Raw genomic sequence first — 22,587 nt, forward strand, 5'->3', positions numbered from 1 at the left:
TAAAGCAGTTTAGGAAATAGAAATGACAGAACTTGGACAGGGTAGAGTTATTAAAGTTGCCGGACCGGTTGTTACCGCTGAAGGGATGACCGGGGCAAAAATGTACGATGTGGTCAGGGTTGGCAATGCTAACCTAATAGGCGAAATCGTGGAGCTGCATTCCGGCAAGGCAAACGTGCAGGTTTACGAGGATACTGTCGGAGTAGGGCCGGGTGAGCCTGTTGTCAACACAGGATCTCCGCTGAGTGTGGAGCTTGGACCCGGGCTTATTACAAATATATACGATGGTATTCAGCGTCCTTTAAGGGATCTCTACGAGTCTGAAGGTGCGTTTATCCAAAGGGGTAACGATACTCCAGGGCTCGACCGCGAAACGAAGTGGCAGTTTGATGCTTCAATGAATGAAGGCGATGAGGTCAGTGAAGGCGATATTATCGGGACAGTGCAGGAAAGCTCTCTGCTCGAGCATAAGATTATGGTGCCTCAGGGCGTCAGCGGGAAGCTTGAGAGCATTAGCTCCGGCGAATATACAGTTACCGATACAGTTGCGCAGGTTAAAACTGAGGCCGGCAAAACGGTAAACATCTCGCTTATGCAGGAATGCCCTGTACGTTCACCTCGAAAAAGCCGCCAGAGGCTCACGCCGGACAGAGTAATGGTTTCAGGTCAGCGTGTAATTGATACGTTCTTCCCAATCGGTGTGGGCGGTACGGCCTGTGTTCCCGGCCCGTTTGGTACAGGCAAAACAGTTGTCCAGCATCAGCTTGCAAAGTGGATCGATGCGGAGGTCGTGGTTTACGTAGGCTGCGGCGAGCGCGGCAACGAAATGACAGACGTGCTCACTGAATTCCCAGAGCTGAAAGACCCGAAATCCGGCAAGCCGCTTATGGAGCGTGTTGTCCTTATCGCCAACACATCCGATATGCCTGTGGCAGCGAGAGAGGCTTCGGTTTACACCGGAATTACAATAGCGGAATACTTCCGCGATATGGGTTACAAAGTTGCATTGATGGCAGACAGCACGAGCCGCTGGGCGGAGGCGATGAGAGAGATTTCAACTCGTCTTGAAGAAATGCCTGCAGAAGAGGGGTATCCAGCATATCTCGGTTCAAGGATTGCATCTTTCTACGAACGTGCAGGAAGGATTCAGTGCCTCGGAAGCCCGGATAGAGAAGGCGCACTTTCAATTATCGGTGCAGTAAGCCCGCCGGGAGGCGACCTTTCCGATTCGGTTGTACAGGCAACTCTGCACGTGGTTAAGGTTTTCTGGTCGCTGCAGTCCAGCCTTGCCCAGCAGAGACACTTCCCCGCTATCGATTGGCTCACCAGCTACTCGTTCTACAAGGAGTATCTCGGCAAGAGCTTTGATGATGAGCAGGTGGCAGAAGAGATGATGGAAATGATAAACACGTTTATGTCTCTGCTTGAGAAAGAAGCCGGACTGCTTGAGATTGTAAGGCTCGTAGGCGCCGAGGCGATCAGCTCAGCAGACAGGGTTTCGCTTGAAACAGCGAAGACCGTTCGTGAAGACTTCCTCCACCAAAACGCATTCCACAGCGTTGATACATACACCTCGCTGGAAAAGCAGTATGAAATGCTCAAAACTATTCTGCACCTGCACAATGTCTCGCTCGAGGCGCTGAATTCCGGTGCCGATATCGACGAGGTTGTCGCTGCGGGCGTGAAGGAAGATATTGCAAGAAGCAAATATACGCCGGAAGATGAGCTTGATAAATTCGCTCAGATTCGCGAAAAGATTGATGAACAGGTTGGCTCTTTAAAGAAGGAGCAGGTGAATGCTTAAAGAATATAAAACAGTATCCAGTATTGCAGGGCCGCTGATGGTCGTTGAGGGCGTCGAAGACGCTAAGTATGGCCATATTGTCGATATAGAGCTTGGAGACGGCTCTATGAGGCACGGACAGATCCTGCAGGTTGACGGTAAAAAGGTTCTCGTGCAGGTATTCGAGGGCACTGAGGGAATTGATATTGATGAATCGAAAGTTCGTCCGCTCGGCAAGCCACTCGAGCTGGGTGTATCTCCGGATATCCTCGGCAGGGTCTTCACCGGTATCGGCGTGCCTTCAGATGACGGGCCTGATATAATCCCCGAAAAAAGGCTCAATATCAACGGCAGTCCGATTAATCCATTCAGCCGTGATTATCCCAACGAGTTTATCCAGACAGGAATCTCAACCATAGACGGGCTAAACCCCCTTGTTCGCGGTCAGAAGCTGCCTGTCTTCTCAGGCTCAGGTCTTCCGCACGACGAGCTTACTGCACAGCTTGCAAGGCAGGCTACTGTATTAGGTGATGATGAGCAGTTTGCGGTTGTGTTCGCTGCAATGGGTATTACATTTGAGGCCGCTCAGTTTTTCATCAAAGATCTTACCGATACCGGTGCAATTGAGCGTGCAGCATTGTTTATAAACCTCGCAAATGATCCGGCTATCGAAAGAATTTCTACGCCGCGTGTTGCCCTTACAGCAGCGGAATATCTCGCTTTCGACAGAGGGATGCAGGTGCTCGTAATTCTCAACGATATGACAAACTACTGCGAGGCCCTCAGGCAGATTAGTGCTTCAAGGCTCGAGGTTCCTGGTAGAAGGGGTTACCCGGGATATCTTTATACAGACCTTGCAACAATTTACGAACGTGCCGGCAGGGTTAAGGGCAATCAAGGCTCTATAACGATGGTGCCTGTGCTCACAATGCCCGAAGATGATAAAACTCACCCCGTACCAGACCTTACAGGATATATCACAGAGGGGCAGATTATTATGTCCCGCTCGCTCTACAGAAACAACGTTACCCCGCCTGTGGATGTTATGCCAAGCCTTTCAAGGCTTAAGGATAAGGGTATCGGCGAAGGTAAAACACGCGACGATCATGCAGACGTTTACAATCAGCTCTATGCGGCCTATGCAAGGGGTAAGGAAGCTCAGGAGCTTGCTACAATTCTCGGCGAGGCGGCTTTGAGCGAAGAGGATCAGAAGTATATGAAGTTTGCAAATGAGTTTGAGGCAAGATACATCAAACAGGGCTATCGGGAAAACCGCTCTGTTTATGAAACACTTGATCTGGGCTGGGAACTTCTAACTATGTTCGAAGATGCAGAGCTCAAGCGTATTGACAAAGAGCTTATCGATAAGTATATGCCTAAGTTCAGATCTTCTGCAGGGCAGAATTCAGAATAACACTAAATTTAATCGGCAAAGCAAATGCAGGCAAATGTCAGTGCTACAAGAATGGAGATGCTCAGGCTTCGAAGGAAGGTTGAGCTTGCAGAAAGAGGCCATAAGCTTTTAAGCCAGAAGCGTGATGAGCTTTCAAGGCAGCTTGTGCAGATCTCACGCGGTATTGCTCCGCTTCGCAGGGAAGTGGAAAAGGCCCTGAACAACACTTCAAGGCGCTTTATGCTCGCAAGGGCATCAATGGAGCCTGAAGATGTGGCAGCGGCTCTTGAGGTGCCAGTGAAAAAATTCAATCTTGCCGTGCAGTTTGCAAGCGTTATGAACGTGAAGGTTCCCTCTCTCGAGAAAAAGCTTGAGGGAGATGTAATCTGCTATGGATATGCAAAAACAAGTCCAGAGCTGGATGCTGCTCTCTATTCCCTCGAGAAGGTTTTTGATATGATTATCGAACTGGCCGAGAAGGAAAAACAGGCATACCTGCTGGCTACAGACCTCCAGAAAACAAGGCGGAGGGTAAACGTACTTGAGCATGTTGTTATCCCTGAAACCAAAGACACAATAAAGTATATCGCTTCAAGGCTCAGCGAAAACGAAAGAGACAACACCAGCAGACTTATGATTATCGCTGATATAATCAGGGGAGATCAGTAGGGCGTTTAGAAGGCTTCAAGCATAAGCGTCTTTCTGCCTGAGGGAAAATATTGCCGGAATCCTGCCCGCAAACTTGAGCTTTTTTCATTTTTTTTGAAAAAAAAGCGAAGATATCTGTATTTTCAGTGTAGAGCTAACCTTTTTCTACTCTATGACTGAGGATATAAAATATGAGATTTTTCACGGTATTTCTGATTGCAGTTTTAATTGCTGCTTCTTCTTTTGGGCAGTGGGATTCTGCTTTAGACCACGACAGCAGCGGTGTTATTGATCTGGCTGATTTGTCATATTTTGCCAACCGCTGGCTCGAAACTTCTGACGTTGAAGTTCCCTCTGTTTGGGGGCTCAGCAAGGCAGAGGCGGAGGCTTCAATAATTTCCGCAGGTCTTTCTGTAGGCTCGCTCACCCAGCAGCACAGCCTTTCATTTCCTGAAGATACGGTGATAAGTCAGTACCCCGCTGCCGGAGATAGTGTTCCCGCAGGATCAAGAGTGAATATAATGGTGTCATTCTCAGGCGAGGATGGATTTAACGGTATGTCTTGGGTTTATATTGATGAGCCCGAATTTACTGGTTATGTGAGCAAGTATGAAATTACCAACGCCCAATACTGCAAATTCCTGACAGATGCTCTCGCCTGTGAAGATATTGATGTCCGGACAGACGGGATTTATGGTGTCCGGGGGGCATATAACGGGCAGCTTTATTACGATATAGACGACCCCCACGCCCAAATTTCTTACTCAGACGGCAGTTTCTATTCAGAATCCCGCAGCGGCAATGATATGACCAGTCATCCGGTGGTGGAGGTGAGCTGGTTTGGAGCGAAAGCCTTTTGCGATTACTACGGCTATATACTCCCTTCTGAGCAGCAGTGGCAGGCTGGGGCAGACTATCACGGGGCATTCGATTACGGCTGCGGCACAAGTATAGACAGCTCTAAGGCAAATTACGCATTAAACAATCCCGCAGGCCTTTCAAGCTTTCCTCATACATCTTCCGCAGGCGAATTCGGAGAATACGGCTACGGCCTCTGCGATATGGCCGGGAACGTTTGGGAATGGACTGATACCATTTGGGGCGAGGGTTATCGCGTGCTGAAGGGCGGGAGCTGGTGCGATTCTGCAGAGAATTGCAAGGTTGAAAGCAGATTGTCAGGTTCGCCTCTTGCAGGTCATTTCAATTATGGTTTTCGTGTGTTTATGCGCGAATAGAATCTATTTGTTAAGCTTAATCTGCATACTTTCTTAAGAGTGAGAGCCTTATAAAAGACGTTTGGAAGGCGGTATTTATCGTATTCAAAAATATCAAACTTTGAATTTTTCTTGTATTGCCCCTTTTTTTGTGTAACATAAATCTCAATACAGTAATTTGAAAATTGATTTTTGACAGAAGGTTTAAAGCCGGATGTCTTTTTTTTTGCAATATTGTTCCGTGTTTCGGAAGGGATTTAATTGAGCAGATTCAGCATAGACGGCATTCCCATCGGTTTTCAGGAGGATTTATTTGTTTTCGCAGGCCCTTGTGTTATCGAAAGCAGAGATTTATGTTTCAAAGTTGCAGAATTTCTCAAAGGTGTTTCGGAGAGGCTTTCTGCGGGCATAGTTTTCAAGGCCAGCTTCGATAAGGCAAATCGTTCAAGCATAACAAGTTTCAGAGGCCCGGGAATAGATGAGGGACTAAGGATTCTTCAGCAGGTTAAAGAACAGTTCCAACTTCCCGTTGTTACTGATATACACCTTCCATCGCAGGCCGCTCAGGTTGGCCAAGTGGCAGACTGCCTCCAGATACCGGCATTTCTCTGCCGTCAGACAGACCTTCTTGCAGCCGCTGCTGAGACCGGTGCGGCGGTAAACGTGAAGAAGGGGCAGTTTTTGAGCCCTTGGGAGATGAAAAATGTGGTAGGCAAACTCAAAGAATCCGGCTGCGAGAAGATAATGCTTTGCGAGAGAGGAACATTTTTCGGCTACAACCGCCTCGTTAATGATATGACAGCTATCGGCGAGATGCAGAATCTGGGCTGTCCTGTAATATTCGATGCCACTCACAGCACCCAGCAGCCGGGCGGACTGGGCACTTCCAGCGCTGGGGCAAGGGAGAAAGCCCCGGTTCTCGCTGCTTCTGCTGTGGCTGCAGGGGCAAACGGACTTTTCTTTGAGATACACCCCAGCCCTGAAGAGGCCCTTTGCGATTCTGCCTGTATGATGCGGATGAGCGATTTTGAAAAAACTCTCAAAAGGTGCAGGAGAATTTTTGATTTAATCAGGCGGGATGATGAGTGAGAAAAAACAAGAAAAATTCAGCTATGTTTTCGGCCCGGTAAACTCAAGAAGGCTCGGTTCGAGTCTTGGCGTCGATATTCTGCCGCTCAAGACCTGCACGCAGAACTGCATATACTGCCAGCTTTGTATGGATGAACCGCCGGTGATAGAAATCAAGACTTATGCCGAACCGGATAAGGTGATTGATGAGGTTTGCAGGCGTCTGGAATCGGGTGTAAAGGTTGATTACGTAACATTCAGCGGCTCCGGCGAACCCACACTTCACAAAGACATTGGATACATAATCGAAAAGCTTAAACAGAAGACCGGCAAAAAGATAGCCGTTATTACAAACGGTACTATGCTCTGGAAGCAGGAAGTGCGCAGAAGACTCCAGCAGGCAGATTTAGTTATGCCCTCGCTCGACGGCTTCGACCAGCAGTCTTTCCAAACTATAAACAGGCCTCACGAGACAGTTACGTTTGATAAGCTGATAACAGGTCTTGAGCAGTTCAGCAGAGAATTTAATGGTCAGTACTGGCTAGAGGTGTTTTTGATTAAGGGCATCAATACATCTTTAGAGAGTCTTGAAAAGCTGAAAAAACTTGTGAACAAAATAAAACCTGATAGAATACAGCTTAATACAGTAATTCGTCCCGGAGCCGAACCTTCTTTGAAGGCTCTGAGCGAGAAAGAGCTCATTAAGGCGGCTAAGATCATGGGAATCGGCCATGAGGGATTGATTCATTATGAAACAGCAGAAACCGCTGCCAATGCTGAGGGTATAGAAAATCAGGTTACAGAGCTGCTGAGAAGACGTGCTTGCAGAAAGCTTGACATTGCTGAGGGGCTCGGAACAGAATTGACTCTGTTGGAGCCTGTCATTGAACAGCTTGAAAAGCAGGAGCTGCTGGAATCATTTGAATACAACGGTGAGGTTTTCTACAAGCTGAAAAGCTCGAAGTAATAGGTAACAGAACAATTAGGAAGGAGACATTAATGAAGTTAACCGCAAAAAGCAGGTATGGTATCAGAGCGGCTATAGAGCTTGCTTTAAGGTGGCAGAAAGGGCCTGTTCAGATAAAAATAATTGCTGAAAACGAAAATATTTCGTTGAAATATCTCGAGCAGCTTCTCACTCAAATGAAATCAGCCGACCTTGTGCAGAGCATAAGGGGTGCAAAAGGCGGCTACTACCTCACTAAATCTCCAGAACAGATTAGTCTGTACGATATTATAAAGGTTATTGAAGGACCAATCGAACCTGTAGAGTGTATGTCTGGTATGAATATCTGCGGGGATTGCGATCAATGCGCAGTCAAAGAGATTTCTCATTATATGTCTGATATGATTGCTGAGGAGCTGAAAAAGCACGACCTCAAATCCCTTGCTGAGAAAACTTTAGAATTGAGAAACGCTGGGAGTGATAACTAAAATGGCTGAATATTTTGAGAGCATTACAGGCACTATAGGCAATACCCCGCTTGTAGAATTGACCAGGCTGGGTGATTTTCAAGGGCGCATTTTTGGAAAATGCGAGTTTTTTAACCCATGCGGCAGCGTGAAAGATAGAATAGCCCTCTATATGATAAATGAGGCTGAAAAATCCGGCAAAATCACCCCTGAAACGGTAGTTATAGAGCCCACCAGCGGAAATACAGGAATTGGGCTTGCATTTATCTGCGCCTCCAGAGGATACAGGCTAATGCTTACTATGCCCGAATCGATGAGTATTGAAAGGCGAAAGCTTCTGAATATGCTGGGGGCAGAGATAGTGCTCACAGAAGCCTCCGCAGGAATGAAAGGCGCTTTAAATAAAGCCGAAGAATTAGCTCAAGAGCATAAACCAAGCTTCATACCTCAACAGTTCAACAACCCCGCAAACCCCAAAGCCCACCGAGAAACTACTGCTCTGGAAATTGAACGTGACCTCGGCGAAGGGATTGATTATTTTGTTGCAGGCGTAGGTACCGGAGGAACAATTACCGGCTGCAGTGAGTATCTAAAGGAAAAGAATAAAGAAATGATATCTGTTGCAGTAGAGCCGGAGGGCTCGCCAGTACTCTCTGGCGGTAAAGCAGGACCGCACCGAATACAAGGTATCGGTGCGGGCTTTGTACCCGATGTGCTGAACCGTTCTGTAATAGACAGAATTGTTAAAGTTAATGAGCAGCAGGCAACGGAAACTTCAAAGCTTCTTGCAAAGAAAGAAGGTATTTTAGTGGGCATAAGTGCAGGGGCTAATGTCTTTGCTGCTATGCAGGTAGCCAATTCCCCCGAGGCAAAGGGCAAGAACATCGTTACTGTTCTATGCGATACCGGGGAGAGATATATATCCACAGAGCTTTTCTCATAATATTCATGGAGAAATAAAATGGGCAATACTTCTGAAATGGTAAAGAAAATCGTAGATTCCTGCCTTGATGACAGGGCGGTTAATTTCTGCGAAAACAAAAATCTTCCCCATAGAAGAGAGATTGAATTGTGTCTGGAAGATATTCTTGAAGTATTGTTCCCGGGTTATTCAGGCAGATACAGCATACGAAGTGATAATATTCAATATGTAATAGGCGGTTTGCTGTGCTCGATAAAAGAAAGGCTCTCACGTCAGACTCTGCTGGCCTTGAAGTATCAGTGCCAGCACGAGCCGGATGATATCTGCGAACAATGCGTAAGCGCTTCGAAAAAAGCAGTTGATGATTTTATTGAAAAAATCCCTTCCATAAGGGAAGTGCTTAAAACGGACATTGAAGCCGCTTATGAAGGTGATCCGGCAGCTCAAACCAAAGAGGAAATAGTGATAAGCTACCCGGGACTTCGGTGCATAGCTGTCCATAGAGTAGCGCACGAATTTTACAAAGCGGGAGTGCCGCTGATTCCGAGGATTATGAGCGAAAATGCTCATCAGGTTACCGGCATTGACATTCACCCGGGGGCAAATATAGGAAATTACTTCTTCATAGACCACGGCACAGGGGTTGTTATAGGCGAAACAGCTGTCATCGGAGAGCATGTAAAGATTTATCAGGGCGTTACACTCGGAGCCCTGAGCTTCAAAAAGGACAGCAATGGAAATATTATAAAGGGCGGGAAACGCCACCCAACAATAGAAGACAACGTAACTATCTACGCTGAGGCAACCATACTCGGTGATGTGGTGATAGGCGAGGGCTCTGTGATTGCTGGTAATACTTGGGTGAAAGAGTCTGTAGAACCCGGCCAGACCGTGATGAGCGTTAATCCGGAGCTGGTGATTAGAGGCAAACGCAAGGGGAAGAAGTCCTGATTTTTCAAAGCTTCCGAATTTTTCGTTGATACCGGCCTTTGAAAGGATAAAATTTCGGAAAGTACAGCACAATTTTGATTTTTATAAAAGCAGTTACACCATAGATTATGAATATAGCAGATAAGATAAACAAACTCAGGCAAGAAAAAAATGCCGTTATACTTGCGCATAACTATGTTCAGCCTGAAGTTCAGCAAATTTCCGATTACAGCGGGGATTCTTTGGGTTTGAGCCGTAAGGCGGCTGATACTCAAGCGGATATTATTCTTTTCTGCGGCGTGCATTTTATGGCGGAAACCGCAAGCATCCTTTCGCCCCAGAAAAAAGTTTTAATACCAGACCCTTCAGCGGGCTGCCCAATGGCAGATATGGTTACAGCATCACAGCTTGAGGATTTCCAAAAGCAGCACCCGAATTCATTAACCGTTACTTATGTAAACAGCAGTGCGGAGGTGAAAGCCCTCAGCGATTACTGCTGCACAAGCGGGAATGCTGTGGAGCTGGTGAGCAATCTGCCTGAGGATAAAGAGATTCTTTTCGTTCCAGACAGAAATCTCGGTGCCTATGTCCGTGAGCAAACCGGCCGCAAAATCATCACATGGGACGGCTGCTGCCCTCCTCATGAGGATATGACAAGCGAAATAATCAAAGACCGCAAACAGCAGTACCCCGAGGCGGTGGTAATGGCGCATCCGGAATGCCCGGAGGATACGCGTGAGCTGGCTGATAAGCTGCTCAGTACCGCTCAGATGATTCAGTATGCCTCTGAAAGCACTGCAGCTCAGTTTATAGTGGCAACAGAGCCCGGGATAATCTATGCTCTTTCAGAGAAATGCCCTGATAAAGAGTTTATTCAGGCAAGCCCGAGGATTTGTTTTGATATGAAGAAGATAACTCTTCCAGCGGTTCTTCGAAGCCTTGAGAATGAACAGTTCGAGGTGAGCGTCCCGGAGAGTACTGCTTCCAAAGCGCGAAAGGCCTTGGAGCGAATGCTTTCTGTTTTGCCGGCGGCAAGCAAAAATACAGCCCAAAGATAAATCGGCGTAGAATTTCAAGCTTTTCATCTTGGAATGAATATCGTATTTGTGAATTAAAACTGAAAAAGTTTATTATGTTTCAAAAATTAATTTCGGAGTGTAATATGATAACAAATTTAAGAGTTTTTGCTCTGATCTCAGCTTTTGTATTTACTGCTTACCCAGCAGCCAATTCGGCAGTTGCAGGTGACGCCAAAATAAAAGTTGAGAATCCTGTTAAAGATTTTGGTAAAGTAAGTCCTCATGAAGTCTTTAATTTTAGTTACAAGTTCAAAAATACAGGTTCGGGCAAGCTGAAAATAAACCGTGTTCAAAGCACCTGCGGCTGCACCGTCCCTGAGCTGAACAAAAAGGAATACGCACCGGGCGAGGAAGGCGAGATAAAGGTACGCTATACTTCCTCTCAAAGAGAAGGTGCTGTTACCAAGCACCTTTACATCCATTCAAACGATGAATCAAATCCGCGGTATCAGTTAAAGATCAAATCTAATACCGTACTGAAGATAAGTGTAAACCCTAAGCGGCTTGAGCTTTCGCTTGTAGAAGATAATGCAGGCTTTGATTTTATAAAAGTTCACAGCAAAGACGACAAAGCGTTTAAGATAACGGGAATTAAATGCAGAAACAGCGCATTTAAATTCAACTACAGCAAAGATGCGGCCAAGAAACATATGATAACGGCTGATGTGGATTCAAAAGTTTTAGAGGACAGTCTCAACGGCCTGATTAGTATACAAACAGACCATCCTGAGTGCGGCGTAGTTTCCACAACTTTCCAGACCCTCCCGCTTTATTCAGCCTCGCCTGCGAGGATCATTGTGCAGGATGCAACGCCCGGACAGGTAACCAATAGAGAAGTATGGATCAAGAGCAACTACGGCAATAGCGTAGAGATAGCAGAAGCCGACAGCAAAAACGGCTATATGTCTTGCGAGAAAAAGCAGGCAAGAGATTCTATGACCAAGCTTATGGTGAAGATCGAAGCTCCCGAGGAGAAGGGCGGGTCAAGATACTTCACCGACGAATTAAAACTCAAAATCAATGGTGAACATACCCTTGATGTAAAGTGCAGCGGGTGGTTCAGAAGATAAAAGCTTTTCATTATCACAAATCAAAAAGCCGCAGAACTTAAGTCCCTGCGGCTTTTAACTTTTGATTTTACGGCTCTTAGGCTCTTATAGATGTTTTCTCGGGTCGATCAGTTTGCCCTCTACAGCACTTGCGGCTGCTGTTGCAGGGCTTGCCAGATAAACCTCGCTTTTTGGATGTCCCATCCTGCCCACAAAATTGCGGTTCGTTGTGCTGATGCACTTTTCGCCTTCAGCAAGAATGCCCATAAATCCGCCAAGACATGCCCCGCAGGTCGGCGCCGCTACCACGCAGTCCGATTCGTAGAAAATATCAAGCAGTCCTTCATCATTGGCCTGCTTCCAGATTGAAGGTGTAGCGGGTACTACGATTGTTCTGCTCTTAACTTTTCTGCCCTTGAGGAATTTCGCTGCTATGCGGAGGTCTTCAATTCGTCCGTTGGTGCAGCTGCCGATATACGCCTGATCCATCGGAATCCCTTCTCTTCCGCTTACAGGTTCGCCGTTGCTTGGAAGATTAGGCATTGCCACCATCGGTTCAAGCTCTGAGCAGTTGAATTCCTCCAAGCTTGAGTACTTTGCGTCTGAATCCGATTCGAATACCTGATATCCTTTTTTCTCTTCAGGCAGTACTCTGTCAAGATATTCGCGTGCAGTGTCATCTACTCCGATAATTCCGCTTTTTCCGCCGGCCTCAATAGCCATATTGGTGATTGTCATTCTTGCTTCCATGCTGAGCGAGCTAATCGCGCTTCCGGCAAATTCCATTGCCTTGTAAAGTGCGCCGTCTGTGCCGATTCGGGTTATTATTGCGATGATCATATCTTTGCTGTAAACGCATTCGCCAAGCTGCCCGTTCATTACAAACTTGATGCTCTCAGGCACTTTGAACCACAGCTCACCCGTTGCAAGCACTGCTGCAAGGTCGGTTGAACCGATGCCTGCGCTGAATGCTCCGAAGGCGCCGTATGTGCAGGTATGCGAATCACCGCCTACAATAATCTCACCCGGGCGGATATGTCCCTTTTCAGGGAGAAGAGCATGGCAAACGCCCGCTCTGCCCACAGGGTAGTAGTTTGTTATTTCGTTGCGTCTTGCCCATGAGTCGAGTCTTTTTAGCAGCTCGGCGCTTTTAATATCTTTTGCAGGCTGAAAGTGGTCCGGCGTAACTACGATTTTCTCTTTATCAAATACGCCTGTGATGCCTCTTTCTTCAAGCATTGTAATAGCCGGAGGCGTGGTTACATCGTGGCACATAGCTACATCGATCCCGGCATTAACTATATCCCCAGCTTTTACCGTTTCTTTGCCGGCTCCTCTGGCTAATATCTTTTCGGTGATTGTCATACCCTGCTTCATAATCATTTCCTGCTGTTAGAGTTAAATCGAACTTTCTTTCATTTCGGTTATTTTCTGCCTGCGCACCAGGCGGTTGATCGCATCAACATACGCCTTTGCGCTTGCTTCGATGATATCTGTCGAAGCTCCGCGGCCGATAATCCGTTTTCCGTCATCGTCGAGGATCTCTACAGTAGCCTCTCCGAGGGCATCTTTACCGCCGGTAACCGCACGGATTGAATAGCTTTCAAGCTCCGGGCTTATATTTGTTGCTAAGCGAACAGCCTGATAGGCCGCATCTACCGGGCCGTCCCCGTGTGCCGCAGCAACCAGAGACTTGCCGTTATGGATTATCCTGACGCTGGCAGTCGGTATTGTACTGGAACTTGAACCCGATGCAACCTGAAGATGGTCGAGTTTGAATATCTGCTCTTCTTTTCGTATGTCATCGCTGATAATCGCAGCTATATCTTCATCAAACACTTCCTTCTTCTTATCAGCGAGCTGGCAGAATTTATCGAAAGCATTTTTGAGCTCTGCCTCAGAGAGTTTGTAGCCCATTTCCTCGCATCTCTTTTTGAAGCCTGCCTTGCCGCTGTGCCTGCCGAGTACCATACGATTGCCTTCCAGCCCGATTGTTTCGGGAGTCATAATTTCGTATGTCTCGCGGTTTTTCAGGATTCCGTGAACGTGTATCCCGCTTTCATGTGCAAAGGCATTCGAACCAACGATCGCCTTATTCGGAGCAACAGCAAATCCTGTGAGCCTGCTTACCAGCTTGCTTGCCTTAGCAATCTCTGTGGTTTTAATGTCGGTTTCTATCCCCTCGAAAAAGTCGCTTCGGGTTTTAACTGCGAGCACTATCTCTTCCATAGCAGCGTTGCCTGCCCTTTCTCCAATGCCGTTGATCGTACATTCAACCTGTCTTGCGCCGTTTTTAACGCCAGCAAGACTGTTTGCCGCTGCCATTCCGAGGTCGTTATGGCAATGCGTGCTGAGCACGGCTTTATCTATATTGGGAACTTTCTCTCTAAGCGTTGCGATTATATTCCCGTATTCCTCCGGCAGAACATATCCCACTGTATCGGGGATGTTAACCGTAGTTGCTCCGGCCTCTATCACTGCCTGCACAATCTCCACGAGGAAATCCATATCGCTCCGGCAGCCGTCTTCAGGCGAAAACTCCACCTCGTCAGCAGCCGTTTTGGCATGCGAAACCGCCTCAACAGCCATTTTCATCACCTCATCCGGCGTTTTCCCGAGTTTGTATTCCATGTGGATAGGGGAGGTTGCTATAAATGTATGGATGCGTTTTCTCTTAGCGTCCTTGAGGGCCTCGCCGGCTTTGTCTATGTCAGATTTGTTCGCCCTTGCCAGTCCGGCTATTGTGGGATAGCTCAGTTCACGCGAGATCATCTCTGTGGCCTCGAACTGTGCCTGCGAGGAAACAGGAAAACCTGCTTCGATTATATCAATCTTCAGGGCATCGAGCTGATGTGCAACCTGAAGCTTGTCTTGTATTCCCATAGCTGCTCCCGGTGCCTGCTCGCCGTCGCGGAGTGTTGTGTCAAATATGTAAATCTTGTCTTTCATTTTACTACCTGTTTTTCAAGCGTTTAGAAAATTATGATACAGTAAATTCTGTAATCTTAGATTATAACGTGTTGAGAAAATTAACGGTCTGTTTACGGTATGTGTGTTTAAATATTAAGCGCCCTACAGGCGCAGTAGGAGTAGGCTGCTGAGGGTGTCAGCAGAAAATATTATTGATATGTTAGAAAAATTTTTCATAACGAAGGCATTTTAGCATCAGCAGATCAAATTTCAAATGAAAAATTATTTTTATTCCAAATTTAAGAATATATTGTGATTAAAACTGCCAGTTTGAGCTTATCACTGAAAAATCTATATAATCAACAATCCCGTTCATATCGAAATCGGCAGAAGGTGAATTTGTGAGCCAGTAATCTGCGAAAACAAATATATCCTCTTGGTTTATTTCCAAATCTCCTGTAAGATCTGCAATAACTGAAAAACTGACCGCTGCTGAAGCGTTCAAAAGCCCCGCACCGTATTCAGGATCTTTGCCTGAAGTCCCGAGGTCTTTTGCTGTGGATTCAACAGCTAACCTTATTTTATCAGGATTTGAAATGCCGTTTGAGTTTAGCAGGCCCGCAACTCCAGCAACGCAAGGGGCAGCCATTGATGTGCCTTGATAGAAATAATACTGAAACTCTGTGAAATCAAAATTGCTGAATGTCTGCTGAAGGATACCGTCGGCAAAACCGTCGCCATTCTGATCAACAGCGAGATCGCCTCCCGGTGCAGCAATATCAACATAACTGCCTGTATTTGAATAATTTGCTCTCATCTCATCATAACGCACCGCACCTACAGCAATACAGTAATCATCGTATGCCGCAGGGTAAATCACGGGGTTGCCGTCATTGTATTCGTTGCCCGCTGCGCAGACAATCGTCGCTCCCATCTGGTAGGCATATTCGCAAGCCTGTTTGAGAGCGGTGGAGTTTCCTGGGCTGCCTAAGCTCATATTTATAACATCAGCACCGTTCATTGCTGCGTAAATAATCCCGTCTGCCACATCCAAAACGCTTCCGCCGTTCTCTGCTCCAAGGCTTTTTACAGGCATAATCGAGCAGTTATAAGCGATGCCCGCTACTCCAAGGCCGTTATTTGTGCTTTGCGCTATAGTTCCGGCAACATGCGTTCCGTGGCCATTGTCATCATTAGGGTGAAAGTCATCGTTCACAAAATCGTACCCTTGGACGAACTGAGTATCTGCTAAATCCGGTGCCTGAGCGTAAATATCATAATCTTCGTAAGCTATTCCCGTATCTATTACAGCTATGATGGTTTCAGGATTGCCTGTCTGGATTTCCCAAGCACTTTCAATTTGAATGCTTCCGCTGTTGGCACCGTCAAAATGCCACTGGTAGCTGTAGAATGAATCGTTAGGAACAAAGAAGCCTCTCACGTTGTAGTCTTTTTCAGCATATTCAACCATTTGCGAATGTTTAGAAAACTCCGCGGTCATTTGTTCAGGTTCGCAGTCTTTCGGTAAACAAACCCTCATGCAATCTGAGTATTCGCTGTGAGACTCCATTATGCAGCCTAAAGAATCTATAAGACCCAAACGCTCTGAATGCTTGATATGCTGATGGAATTTTACAAGTATATGCTCACCGCTGTATTCACAAAAAAAGGAGCTGGAATACACATACGCCGCAGCGATGAATACTGTCATAAGTATTTTTCTTGCCAAAAAAAACACCTTTTTCTTAAAAAATACATTTATGTTTAATTTGAAAAAACCAAAATACGATATATTCTGGGCAAATTTTTTCAATCAAAGACAGTTTAACATATATTCCCAAATTTCACAGCCCGAAATTCAAAAATTTTATTTAACCGGAACAATTTCTTCCTCAATGAGTTTGAGCTTTGCCATCCCAACATTTGCGAATTCGCTGCTGGTGTAGGCGGTATGGAAAACGGTGTATATCCCGTCTCCTTCAGGGATAAGGCATAACGGGGTTCTCATAGCGCTCCACCATTTCTTTCCGTGTTTCTCCAGCGGAAGCTTCACGGCTCTGGACCAGTGGAGCCCGTCATCAGAAACTGAATACTTGAAGCCTCCGCCTCCCCCATCAACCATTGCGACGTATCTGCCGTCTTTGAGCCTTGTAACTACCGGATTCTCCGCAAAGTGCGGGTCCAGTTTGATTGGGTTTCTCTCGCTCATACGTTTCCAAGGCCCTTTAAGGCTGTCTGCTTTTGCAAGCCCCACGCACCATTTAGGGTAGTCCATATTTCTCTCTGCCTGAGTCTGCGCGCTTCCGTAAAAAGCATACCACGTATCGCCGATTTTATAGGGGAAAAATGAATCGGTGCCCTGAAGCCCTTCCCATGGGCCGGAATTCTCATCGGGCTGCAGGATTATGCCAATGTCTTCATAAGGCCCGTCGATTCCGCTTCTTCCCTTCTTTTGAGATTTAGCGAGCCATATCTTCCCCTCGTGATTGAGGTACCAGCCAGTTTCGTCGTTAGGTTTTGCCCTGTACGCAACATAAACCAGATACCAGCGATTTTCGCTTTTTTCGAATACAGGCATTGGTCCCCAAAGTGCTGCACGGGGGTCTTTCCCTTCGAATTCCCCGCTCGATTCATACAGCGTTGAAACTCTTTCCCAGCTTATTCCGTCTCTGCTTTTCCAGTGTGCAAGACGCATCTTAACAATCTTGGGCTCGCCGGCTCTTTCAGCTGTTATGAGATGATATTCCTTGCCTATCCTCACAACTCTCCCGCCTTCGAAGCCGTATTTATTGTCTTCGGTGCCCGGGTCTCCTTTTTCGATAACCACTCTGCTTCCTTGGCTTACAATCTTGAATATCTTTCGTTTAGGCAGCTGAGTAAGATTCGCCTTCGATGCAAGCCCGCATACGCATATAGGGGCAAATATAACGGCCAGAATAATAATTTTTGTACATTTGTATTTCATTGCAGATATCTCCTATTGAATTTCATAATCCTTTTAAGTTTAATGTTATGAGGAAGTAAAATTTTTCGAAAAAATCAAATAAAACGCAAGAATATTCCGTTAATATTAACCTTCTTAAGCCATAGCCCTGATGTAGCATAAAAAAAAGCCCCGAGCAGTTTGCCCGAGGCTTTGATAAACTTAAAAGGGGTTTTCGCTTTGCCCTACTTTATCTCATCATCAATCCAGCTGAGCAGATCTTTGAGCTCGTCGAGTGTTATATCTCCCATGTGCGCGATACGGAAAGTTTCCTGTTTGAGCTTTCCATATCCGTTGCCGAAGGCAGCATTATGCTTTTCTTTCACGGCTTCTATCACAGCAGCCACATCAATGCCCCTTGTATTCTTAACGGTAGTGAGCGTATTGGAGGCAAACTTTTCATCTTCTGCGAAAAGTGCGAAGTTTTCTTTCGCCCATCCACGGACGAAATCGGCCATCTGCTGATGCCTTTCCCAAACGTTTTCCATGCCCTCTTCCAGAAGCAGCTGGCAGCGGTAGTTCAGAGCCATAATCTGCGGGACAGCAGGGGTTGTAGGCGTCTGGTCTTTCTTGGCGGTTTTAGCAAACTGCAGGAGATCGAAGTAGTATCCGCGGTTCTTAACGGTTTCTGCCTTCTGCATAGCTCTATCGCTTACCGCAAAGACTGCAAGCCCTGGCGGAATTGCAAATGCCTTCTGCACAGAAGCAAAGGCGAAGTCCCACCCAAGCTCGTCGAATTTTAGCGGAAGGGCAGCCATAGCGCTCACGCAGTCAACAAAGATAAGCACATCCGGATACTTCTCCTTAATCATCACAGAGATTTCTTCTACCGGATTCGTAACGCCCGTGCTTGTCTCGTTGTAAACGAAAGTTACAGCGGAATATTCGCCTGAAGCGAGTTTTTTGTCTATCATATCTGCTGTTGTAGCCCGGCCCCACTCAACCTTGAGCTCGTCGTATTCTACGCCGCATCCCTTTGCTACAGAGGCATATTTATCGCTGAATGCACCGCACATGCAGCAAAGAACCTTCTCGCCTTCTCCAACGAGGTTCCTCATTGAGCATTCCCAGCCGCCCGAGCCGCTGGAGGTGGAAAGAAATACGTTCTGGTCTGTAAAAAGAACTTTCTTCAGCATTGCGGCTGTCTCGCCGTGGAGCTGAGAATATTCCTTGGCTCTGTGGCCAACGGTGTACCTTGAGAGCTGCTCAAGGATTTCCGGAGTAGAGTGTACCGGCCCCGGAATGAATAGTTTTGGAGGATTTTTCCAGTCTGTCATAATTTCTCCTTATTAATTATTTCAAATCTGCCCTGCAGTATGCAGGGCGATTTTGCCGTTATATCTTGTTTATTGTAAGCCCTGTATATATTTTAGGGTAGAAAAAAGTGGATTTCTGCGGCATTTTCTCGCCGGCATCTGCCACATCCCTAACCTGCTTTACAGGGGTGGGGTTCATAAAGAATACAACCTGCTTTTCGCCTGAATCCACCCTTGAAATAGAATCATCTGCGGCGCTTCCTATTCCCTTAATATATTCCAGATTGGCCTGGCTTGCAAGCTGTGCATCTCCGATGCCGAGAATATTCTCGAGAATAAGCCTGTGCAGGATTGTAACATCGAGCCTTCTTGATGCCTCGCTGAGCTCTGGAGCACAGCTTGCCATAAAGCTGATGTCCTTGAGCATGATTTTATAGAAAGCCTTGTCTGCTGCGTATATGCCGAAGGAATTTTTGCCGCTCTGGAAATCACGTTCAAGAGCTTCGAACATTCTCGCCTTTGCGTCCTGTTTTTCGCTATCGTCTGAGAAGCCGAATTCCTCAATCTCAAACTGCTCCCGCAGATCGGTGATAAGCTTTCCGATATCGAAGCCTTCAATATCTCCCGCGAGCCTGTGGGTAGGCAGAACAACGAGCCCTTCATTATACATATTGACGAACGTCATCATACGATACTGTGCGTTTGGGTCGCCGGATTCGTTGTAATAGTTCAGGGCTGTTTCATATCTGTGATGCCCGTCTGCTATTACCGGATCCTTATCCTGCATCATAGAGGCAACCGCAGCAATATCTTGGTCTGCATCGACTGAATAAAGGCTGTGCTGAACGCCTTCTTCATCGCAGAATTCTATTAGCGGCTCGCCCTGAACGCATTTGTCAATAATCTCTTCTACTACCTTCTCTGGGTCGTTGTAGAGCATGAAAATCTGCCCAAACTGAGCCTTGCAGGCCCTTGTGAGATTGAGGCGGTCTGCCTTTGGCCCGTCGAGGGTTTTCTCATGCGGCTGAACGCCCTTGCCGAAAGCAGCAAGCCTGCCAAGCGCAATAAATCCGCTTCTGGCAAAATTTTCTCCTGCCGCTTCGAATTTTTGAACGTAGGCGTATATGCTCGGTTTCTCGTCCTGCCTGAGGGCATTCTCTTCGATCCAAGAATTGAGGTAATCTCTTGCTCTTGTGTAAACGTTGTCGTTTTCGCTGTCCTGTTCGCTCTGTTTGCCCTTTATGATTCGAACGATGTTGTAGTCGTTTTGCTTGTAAAGGGCTTCCTGGAGCTGTTCTTTGATTACGTCGTACGGAGGAGCTATGCAGTCTCCGGCAGTTCCGACGATTTCCGGATTAAATCGATAAGCCTTAAATGCCTTAATTTCCATATATAAAACCTGATTACTTAGAATTAATAAAAATACACTAAAAAAGCAGCTTGTTAATAGTGCGGCTTGTATAACTGCACCCAAGCTCTTGTAAAAAGTAACATTTTATCACAAAATTGCGGGCTTGTAAACACTGCCCATGTCGTAAAATATATCAGCTGTCAATATAATGATTATATTTGCTGATTCAAGGTGAAATAATGTTAGTTTTCAGCGTCAGAAAGAATTCTTTTTTGGGGGGTGAGTATTATTCTTCTCCGCTTTCTGAGTCGATTTCCGGCCAAACCGGCAGGTTTTTGAGTTTGCCTGCTGTTTCTTCTGAGACAGGCCATCCCCAGCCGCGGAAAAACGGCACTAAATTCTTTTTCACAGTTTGAGAGAACAGAAGAACCCAGCGGTTTATCCTTTCAGAATCATTTTTAGGAAGCTCATTGCTGTCCATTTTTTCATACTTTCTGAAAACCTTTTTATAAGGTTCCCAGCCGAATTCCTCCTGAAGCTCTAAATAGCATAAAAGGCCTACGAACGGGTTTTTCTTCCAATATGCAAATGTTCCGCCGTTTTCATTGAATTCCTTTTTGAGCTGCTGTCTTTTCCTTGCGTTCATTCTGCCCTCGATAGGGGCAATCCCGCATACCTTATCAAACACGTAAACCGTGAATATGTTTACGGTAACCTCAGTGGCACCGGAAAATGTCCAAGCCTTTCGCTGGTGGTTATGACCTATTTCGTGAAACAGCCCCCAGCTTCCGTTTTTTAACGTGTTGATATCGGCAAGAGTATCGAACTGGTCAGACTGGGTCATTATCGGATATCCAGAATGCATATAGCCTGCGCTTATCTGCACGTCCGGAACGATTCTCTCACAGCTGAGTCTTGGAGCCGGACTGCCTCTGAGCTCCGCACAGGCATCAAAAACTTCATCCCATTTTTGCATCAGCGAAGAGGGGTCTTCAAGCTTTCTTAGTTTCTCTGAGGGTACGGTTATAACAACGTTTCTTCCCATAAGCTCGCCCCATGGGGCAGGTCTTCTGCGAATTTCTTCCCATTGCTCGTTGTTTGTTTTCCCAAGCTCGAAGTATGGAGCCTGCACAGCGCCTTTAAGCATTATATTTGCTTTGCCCTTCAGGCCTTCAGGCACATCAATGTATATAAGCCCTCCAAAGGCAGAGGCTGCTTTGGTTTGATTGGAGCTGAGATTGAGGCTGCTGGTTATATCAGGAAATCTTTTCCAGGCGTCTTTGTGCCAGAGCTTGTCTTTATGCGAACCTATCCTCAGGTTCAGCCCTTTTTTCGCAAGCTCATCTGTCAGATCAGCCTCTATAACCTTCCCGGCAGGGGCGTAAAGGCCTGTTGAATGCCACCGAGGAACAGAAAGGTCAATTTCAATTTCTTTAATTACCCTTGGCGCATCATTTTTAACTGCTCCGGGGAATTTTTTGGCGGAAGCATGAGGCTTTATCTGTTCAGGTTTGGTATTCTCGATGTTGCGGCTGTAAACCGTAATCGCTGCCCTCGATGCAACGTCATTTGCAGTAACCGGATTTTCCCCTGTTGGTATTACCGAACGTGAGCGGGCAATACGCTTTAAGTCCTGCATAAGTGTTGGTTCTTCGCTTGGAAGGGACAGAGCTGCAAGCTCAATAGATTCTCCAATCTGGCGTATTTTCAGCTTGTCATCGCTTTTTTTGAGCTTTTTCATCTGTTCAAATGCAAGCAGGCTGTTTAGGCTTTCTCTGAGTTTGTCTGGAGAATCCATGAAGCCATTTTTGTTTGGCTCGAGATACCCGTCCGCCCATACAACACCGTACTGTGAGAAAAAATCATTGGCAGGGCACTCTTCCCGAAGATCTTTGCCGCTGTGAACCTGTTTCCAGCCCCAGCCCAGCATTGCGGTCATAATCCCGTTGCCGTCTTTGAGGTATTTATCCAAAAGCTTGAAATGCTGCTTTTTAAGCCCGCCTGCATCAAAAACGAGTAAGTCGGAGTCCATAATTTTGTCGGTGTCTGAGAAGCTTACGTTCCTTGCATCGTAATGAGATTCCTCAAACAGCTTACACAGAGGCTTATTGCCGATAACAGCAGCTTTTGCCCTGCCTTCCGTTCCTGCAAGCCATTTAACGCAGTTCTCAAAAAGCACAGAAGTATCTGCCTTCTTAATCTCTGAAGGATTGAGGTATCCTCCGTGTCCGAAGCAAACAAACCGGCCTTCCCTTGTGCGGCCGGCCGCCGCTGCCGCCTTCTGTCCGCCGTAATTCCCGCTTACGCAAATCGGAATCGTATATGGACGAAATATGCATACAGGTCCGGGTACACCCGGCGAGGCTGTCTCCTGAACATTTTCGGTGAGTTTTGCAAAATCCTTCTTTAGCAGTTCACCGTATCCGCCTATACATACTGCAGCGAGCATTAGAAACGCCGTTATTGTTTTCTTAATCATATTACACCCTTCATTTATGTAAGATTTATTTCAATGGTGTAAACCAGCAGTAATTTCTAAACCATTCGCATCATTATACTTCTCAAGGGCTCGCTGCAAAGAACCGATT

General features: G+C 46.5%; 18 protein-coding genes. 11 read left to right on the plus strand and 7 right to left on the minus strand.

What is annotated here, in order from left to right:
* The first annotated feature begins 22 nt into the window (after positions 1-22).
* The 11 genes from L21SP3_RS02385 to L21SP3_RS02435 all read left to right on the plus strand — a co-directional run bounded on the left by L21SP3_RS02385 (position 23) and on the right by L21SP3_RS02435 (position 11,520).
* A complete protein-coding gene (locus tag L21SP3_RS02385) occupies positions 23-1,804 on the plus strand; it encodes a V-type ATP synthase subunit A (protein WP_077539164.1) in 1,782 nt (593 codons plus the stop codon).
* Positions 1,797-3,197 carry a V-type ATP synthase subunit B gene (locus tag L21SP3_RS02390; RefSeq protein ID WP_077539165.1) on the plus strand — a complete coding sequence of 467 codons (1,401 nt, stop codon included), beginning with the start codon at positions 1,797-1,799 and terminating at the stop codon, positions 3,195-3,197. The genes L21SP3_RS02385 and L21SP3_RS02390 overlap by 8 nt, the downstream gene beginning before the upstream one ends.
* Before the next feature lie 24 nt (positions 3,198-3,221).
* Entirely contained in the window at positions 3,222-3,845 is a 624-nt protein-coding gene (locus L21SP3_RS02395) for a V-type ATP synthase subunit D (RefSeq protein WP_077539166.1), read from the plus strand.
* Between the two features lie 170 nt (positions 3,846-4,015).
* Positions 4,016-5,059: an SUMF1/EgtB/PvdO family nonheme iron enzyme gene (locus L21SP3_RS02400; protein WP_077539167.1), complete on the plus strand. Its 1,044-nt coding sequence runs from the start codon at positions 4,016-4,018 to the stop codon at positions 5,057-5,059.
* Between the two features lie 240 nt (positions 5,060-5,299).
* Positions 5,300-6,127, plus strand: coding sequence for a 3-deoxy-8-phosphooctulonate synthase (gene kdsA / locus L21SP3_RS02405; protein WP_077539168.1), 828 nt, complete (start codon positions 5,300-5,302; stop codon positions 6,125-6,127).
* Positions 6,120-7,073 (plus strand): radical SAM protein, encoded by a 954-nt coding sequence (locus L21SP3_RS02410; RefSeq protein ID WP_161488064.1) that lies wholly within the window; start codon positions 6,120-6,122, stop codon positions 7,071-7,073. The genes kdsA and L21SP3_RS02410 overlap by 8 nt, the downstream gene beginning before the upstream one ends.
* A 32-nt stretch (positions 7,074-7,105) precedes the next feature.
* Positions 7,106-7,540: an RrF2 family transcriptional regulator gene (locus L21SP3_RS02415; protein ID WP_077539170.1), complete on the plus strand. Its 435-nt coding sequence runs from the start codon at positions 7,106-7,108 to the stop codon at positions 7,538-7,540.
* Position 7,541: 1 nt separating this feature from the next.
* Positions 7,542-8,462 (plus strand): cysteine synthase A, encoded by a 921-nt coding sequence (gene cysK, locus L21SP3_RS02420; RefSeq protein ID WP_077539171.1) that lies wholly within the window; start codon positions 7,542-7,544, stop codon positions 8,460-8,462.
* Between the two features lie 18 nt (positions 8,463-8,480).
* Complete coding sequence (gene epsC, locus L21SP3_RS02425) at positions 8,481-9,392, plus strand: serine O-acetyltransferase EpsC (RefSeq protein WP_077539172.1); 912 nt, start codon at positions 8,481-8,483, stop codon at positions 9,390-9,392.
* A 107-nt stretch (positions 9,393-9,499) separates the two neighbouring features.
* Entirely contained in the window at positions 9,500-10,429 is a 930-nt protein-coding gene (gene nadA / locus L21SP3_RS02430; RefSeq protein WP_077539173.1) for a quinolinate synthase NadA, read from the plus strand.
* Between the two features lie 104 nt (positions 10,430-10,533).
* On the plus strand, positions 10,534-11,520 hold the full coding sequence (locus tag L21SP3_RS02435; protein WP_161488065.1) for a DUF1573 domain-containing protein: 987 nt from the start codon (positions 10,534-10,536) through the stop codon (positions 11,518-11,520).
* Positions 11,521-11,604: 84 nt separating this feature from the next.
* On the opposite strand, the gene L21SP3_RS02440 is transcribed toward L21SP3_RS02435, so the two are convergent.
* From L21SP3_RS02440 to L21SP3_RS02470, 7 genes are all read right to left on the minus strand, one after another.
* On the minus strand, positions 11,605-12,876 hold the full coding sequence (locus tag L21SP3_RS02440; RefSeq protein WP_077539175.1) for a 3-isopropylmalate dehydratase large subunit: 1,272 nt from the start codon (positions 12,874-12,876) through the stop codon (positions 11,605-11,607).
* A gap of 21 nt (positions 12,877-12,897) precedes the next feature.
* Positions 12,898-14,448: a 2-isopropylmalate synthase gene (locus L21SP3_RS02445; RefSeq protein ID WP_077539176.1), complete on the minus strand. Its 1,551-nt coding sequence runs from the start codon at positions 14,446-14,448 to the stop codon at positions 12,898-12,900.
* 277 nt (positions 14,449-14,725) lie between these two features.
* Positions 14,726-16,138 (minus strand): S8 family peptidase, encoded by a 1,413-nt coding sequence (locus L21SP3_RS02450; protein WP_123785111.1) that lies wholly within the window; start codon positions 16,136-16,138, stop codon positions 14,726-14,728.
* Positions 16,139-16,276: 138 nt separating this feature from the next.
* Complete coding sequence (locus L21SP3_RS02455) at positions 16,277-17,374, minus strand: glycoside hydrolase family protein (protein ID WP_077539178.1); 1,098 nt, start codon at positions 17,372-17,374, stop codon at positions 16,277-16,279.
* A gap of 203 nt (positions 17,375-17,577) precedes the next feature.
* Positions 17,578-18,669 carry a pyridoxal-phosphate-dependent aminotransferase family protein gene (locus L21SP3_RS02460; RefSeq protein ID WP_077539179.1) on the minus strand — a complete coding sequence of 364 codons (1,092 nt, stop codon included), beginning with the start codon at positions 18,667-18,669 and terminating at the stop codon, positions 17,578-17,580.
* A gap of 58 nt (positions 18,670-18,727) precedes the next feature.
* A complete protein-coding gene (locus tag L21SP3_RS02465; RefSeq protein ID WP_077539180.1) occupies positions 18,728-20,038 on the minus strand; it encodes a DUF1015 domain-containing protein in 1,311 nt (436 codons plus the stop codon).
* 247 nt (positions 20,039-20,285) lie between these two features.
* Entirely contained in the window at positions 20,286-22,478 is a 2,193-nt protein-coding gene (locus L21SP3_RS02470) for a M60 family metallopeptidase (protein ID WP_077539181.1), read from the minus strand.
* Positions 22,479-22,587 lie beyond the last annotated feature (109 nt).

This window comes from Sedimentisphaera cyanobacteriorum (assembly GCF_001997385.1).
Taxonomy (GTDB): domain Bacteria; phylum Planctomycetota; class Phycisphaerae; order Sedimentisphaerales; family Sedimentisphaeraceae; genus Sedimentisphaera; species Sedimentisphaera cyanobacteriorum.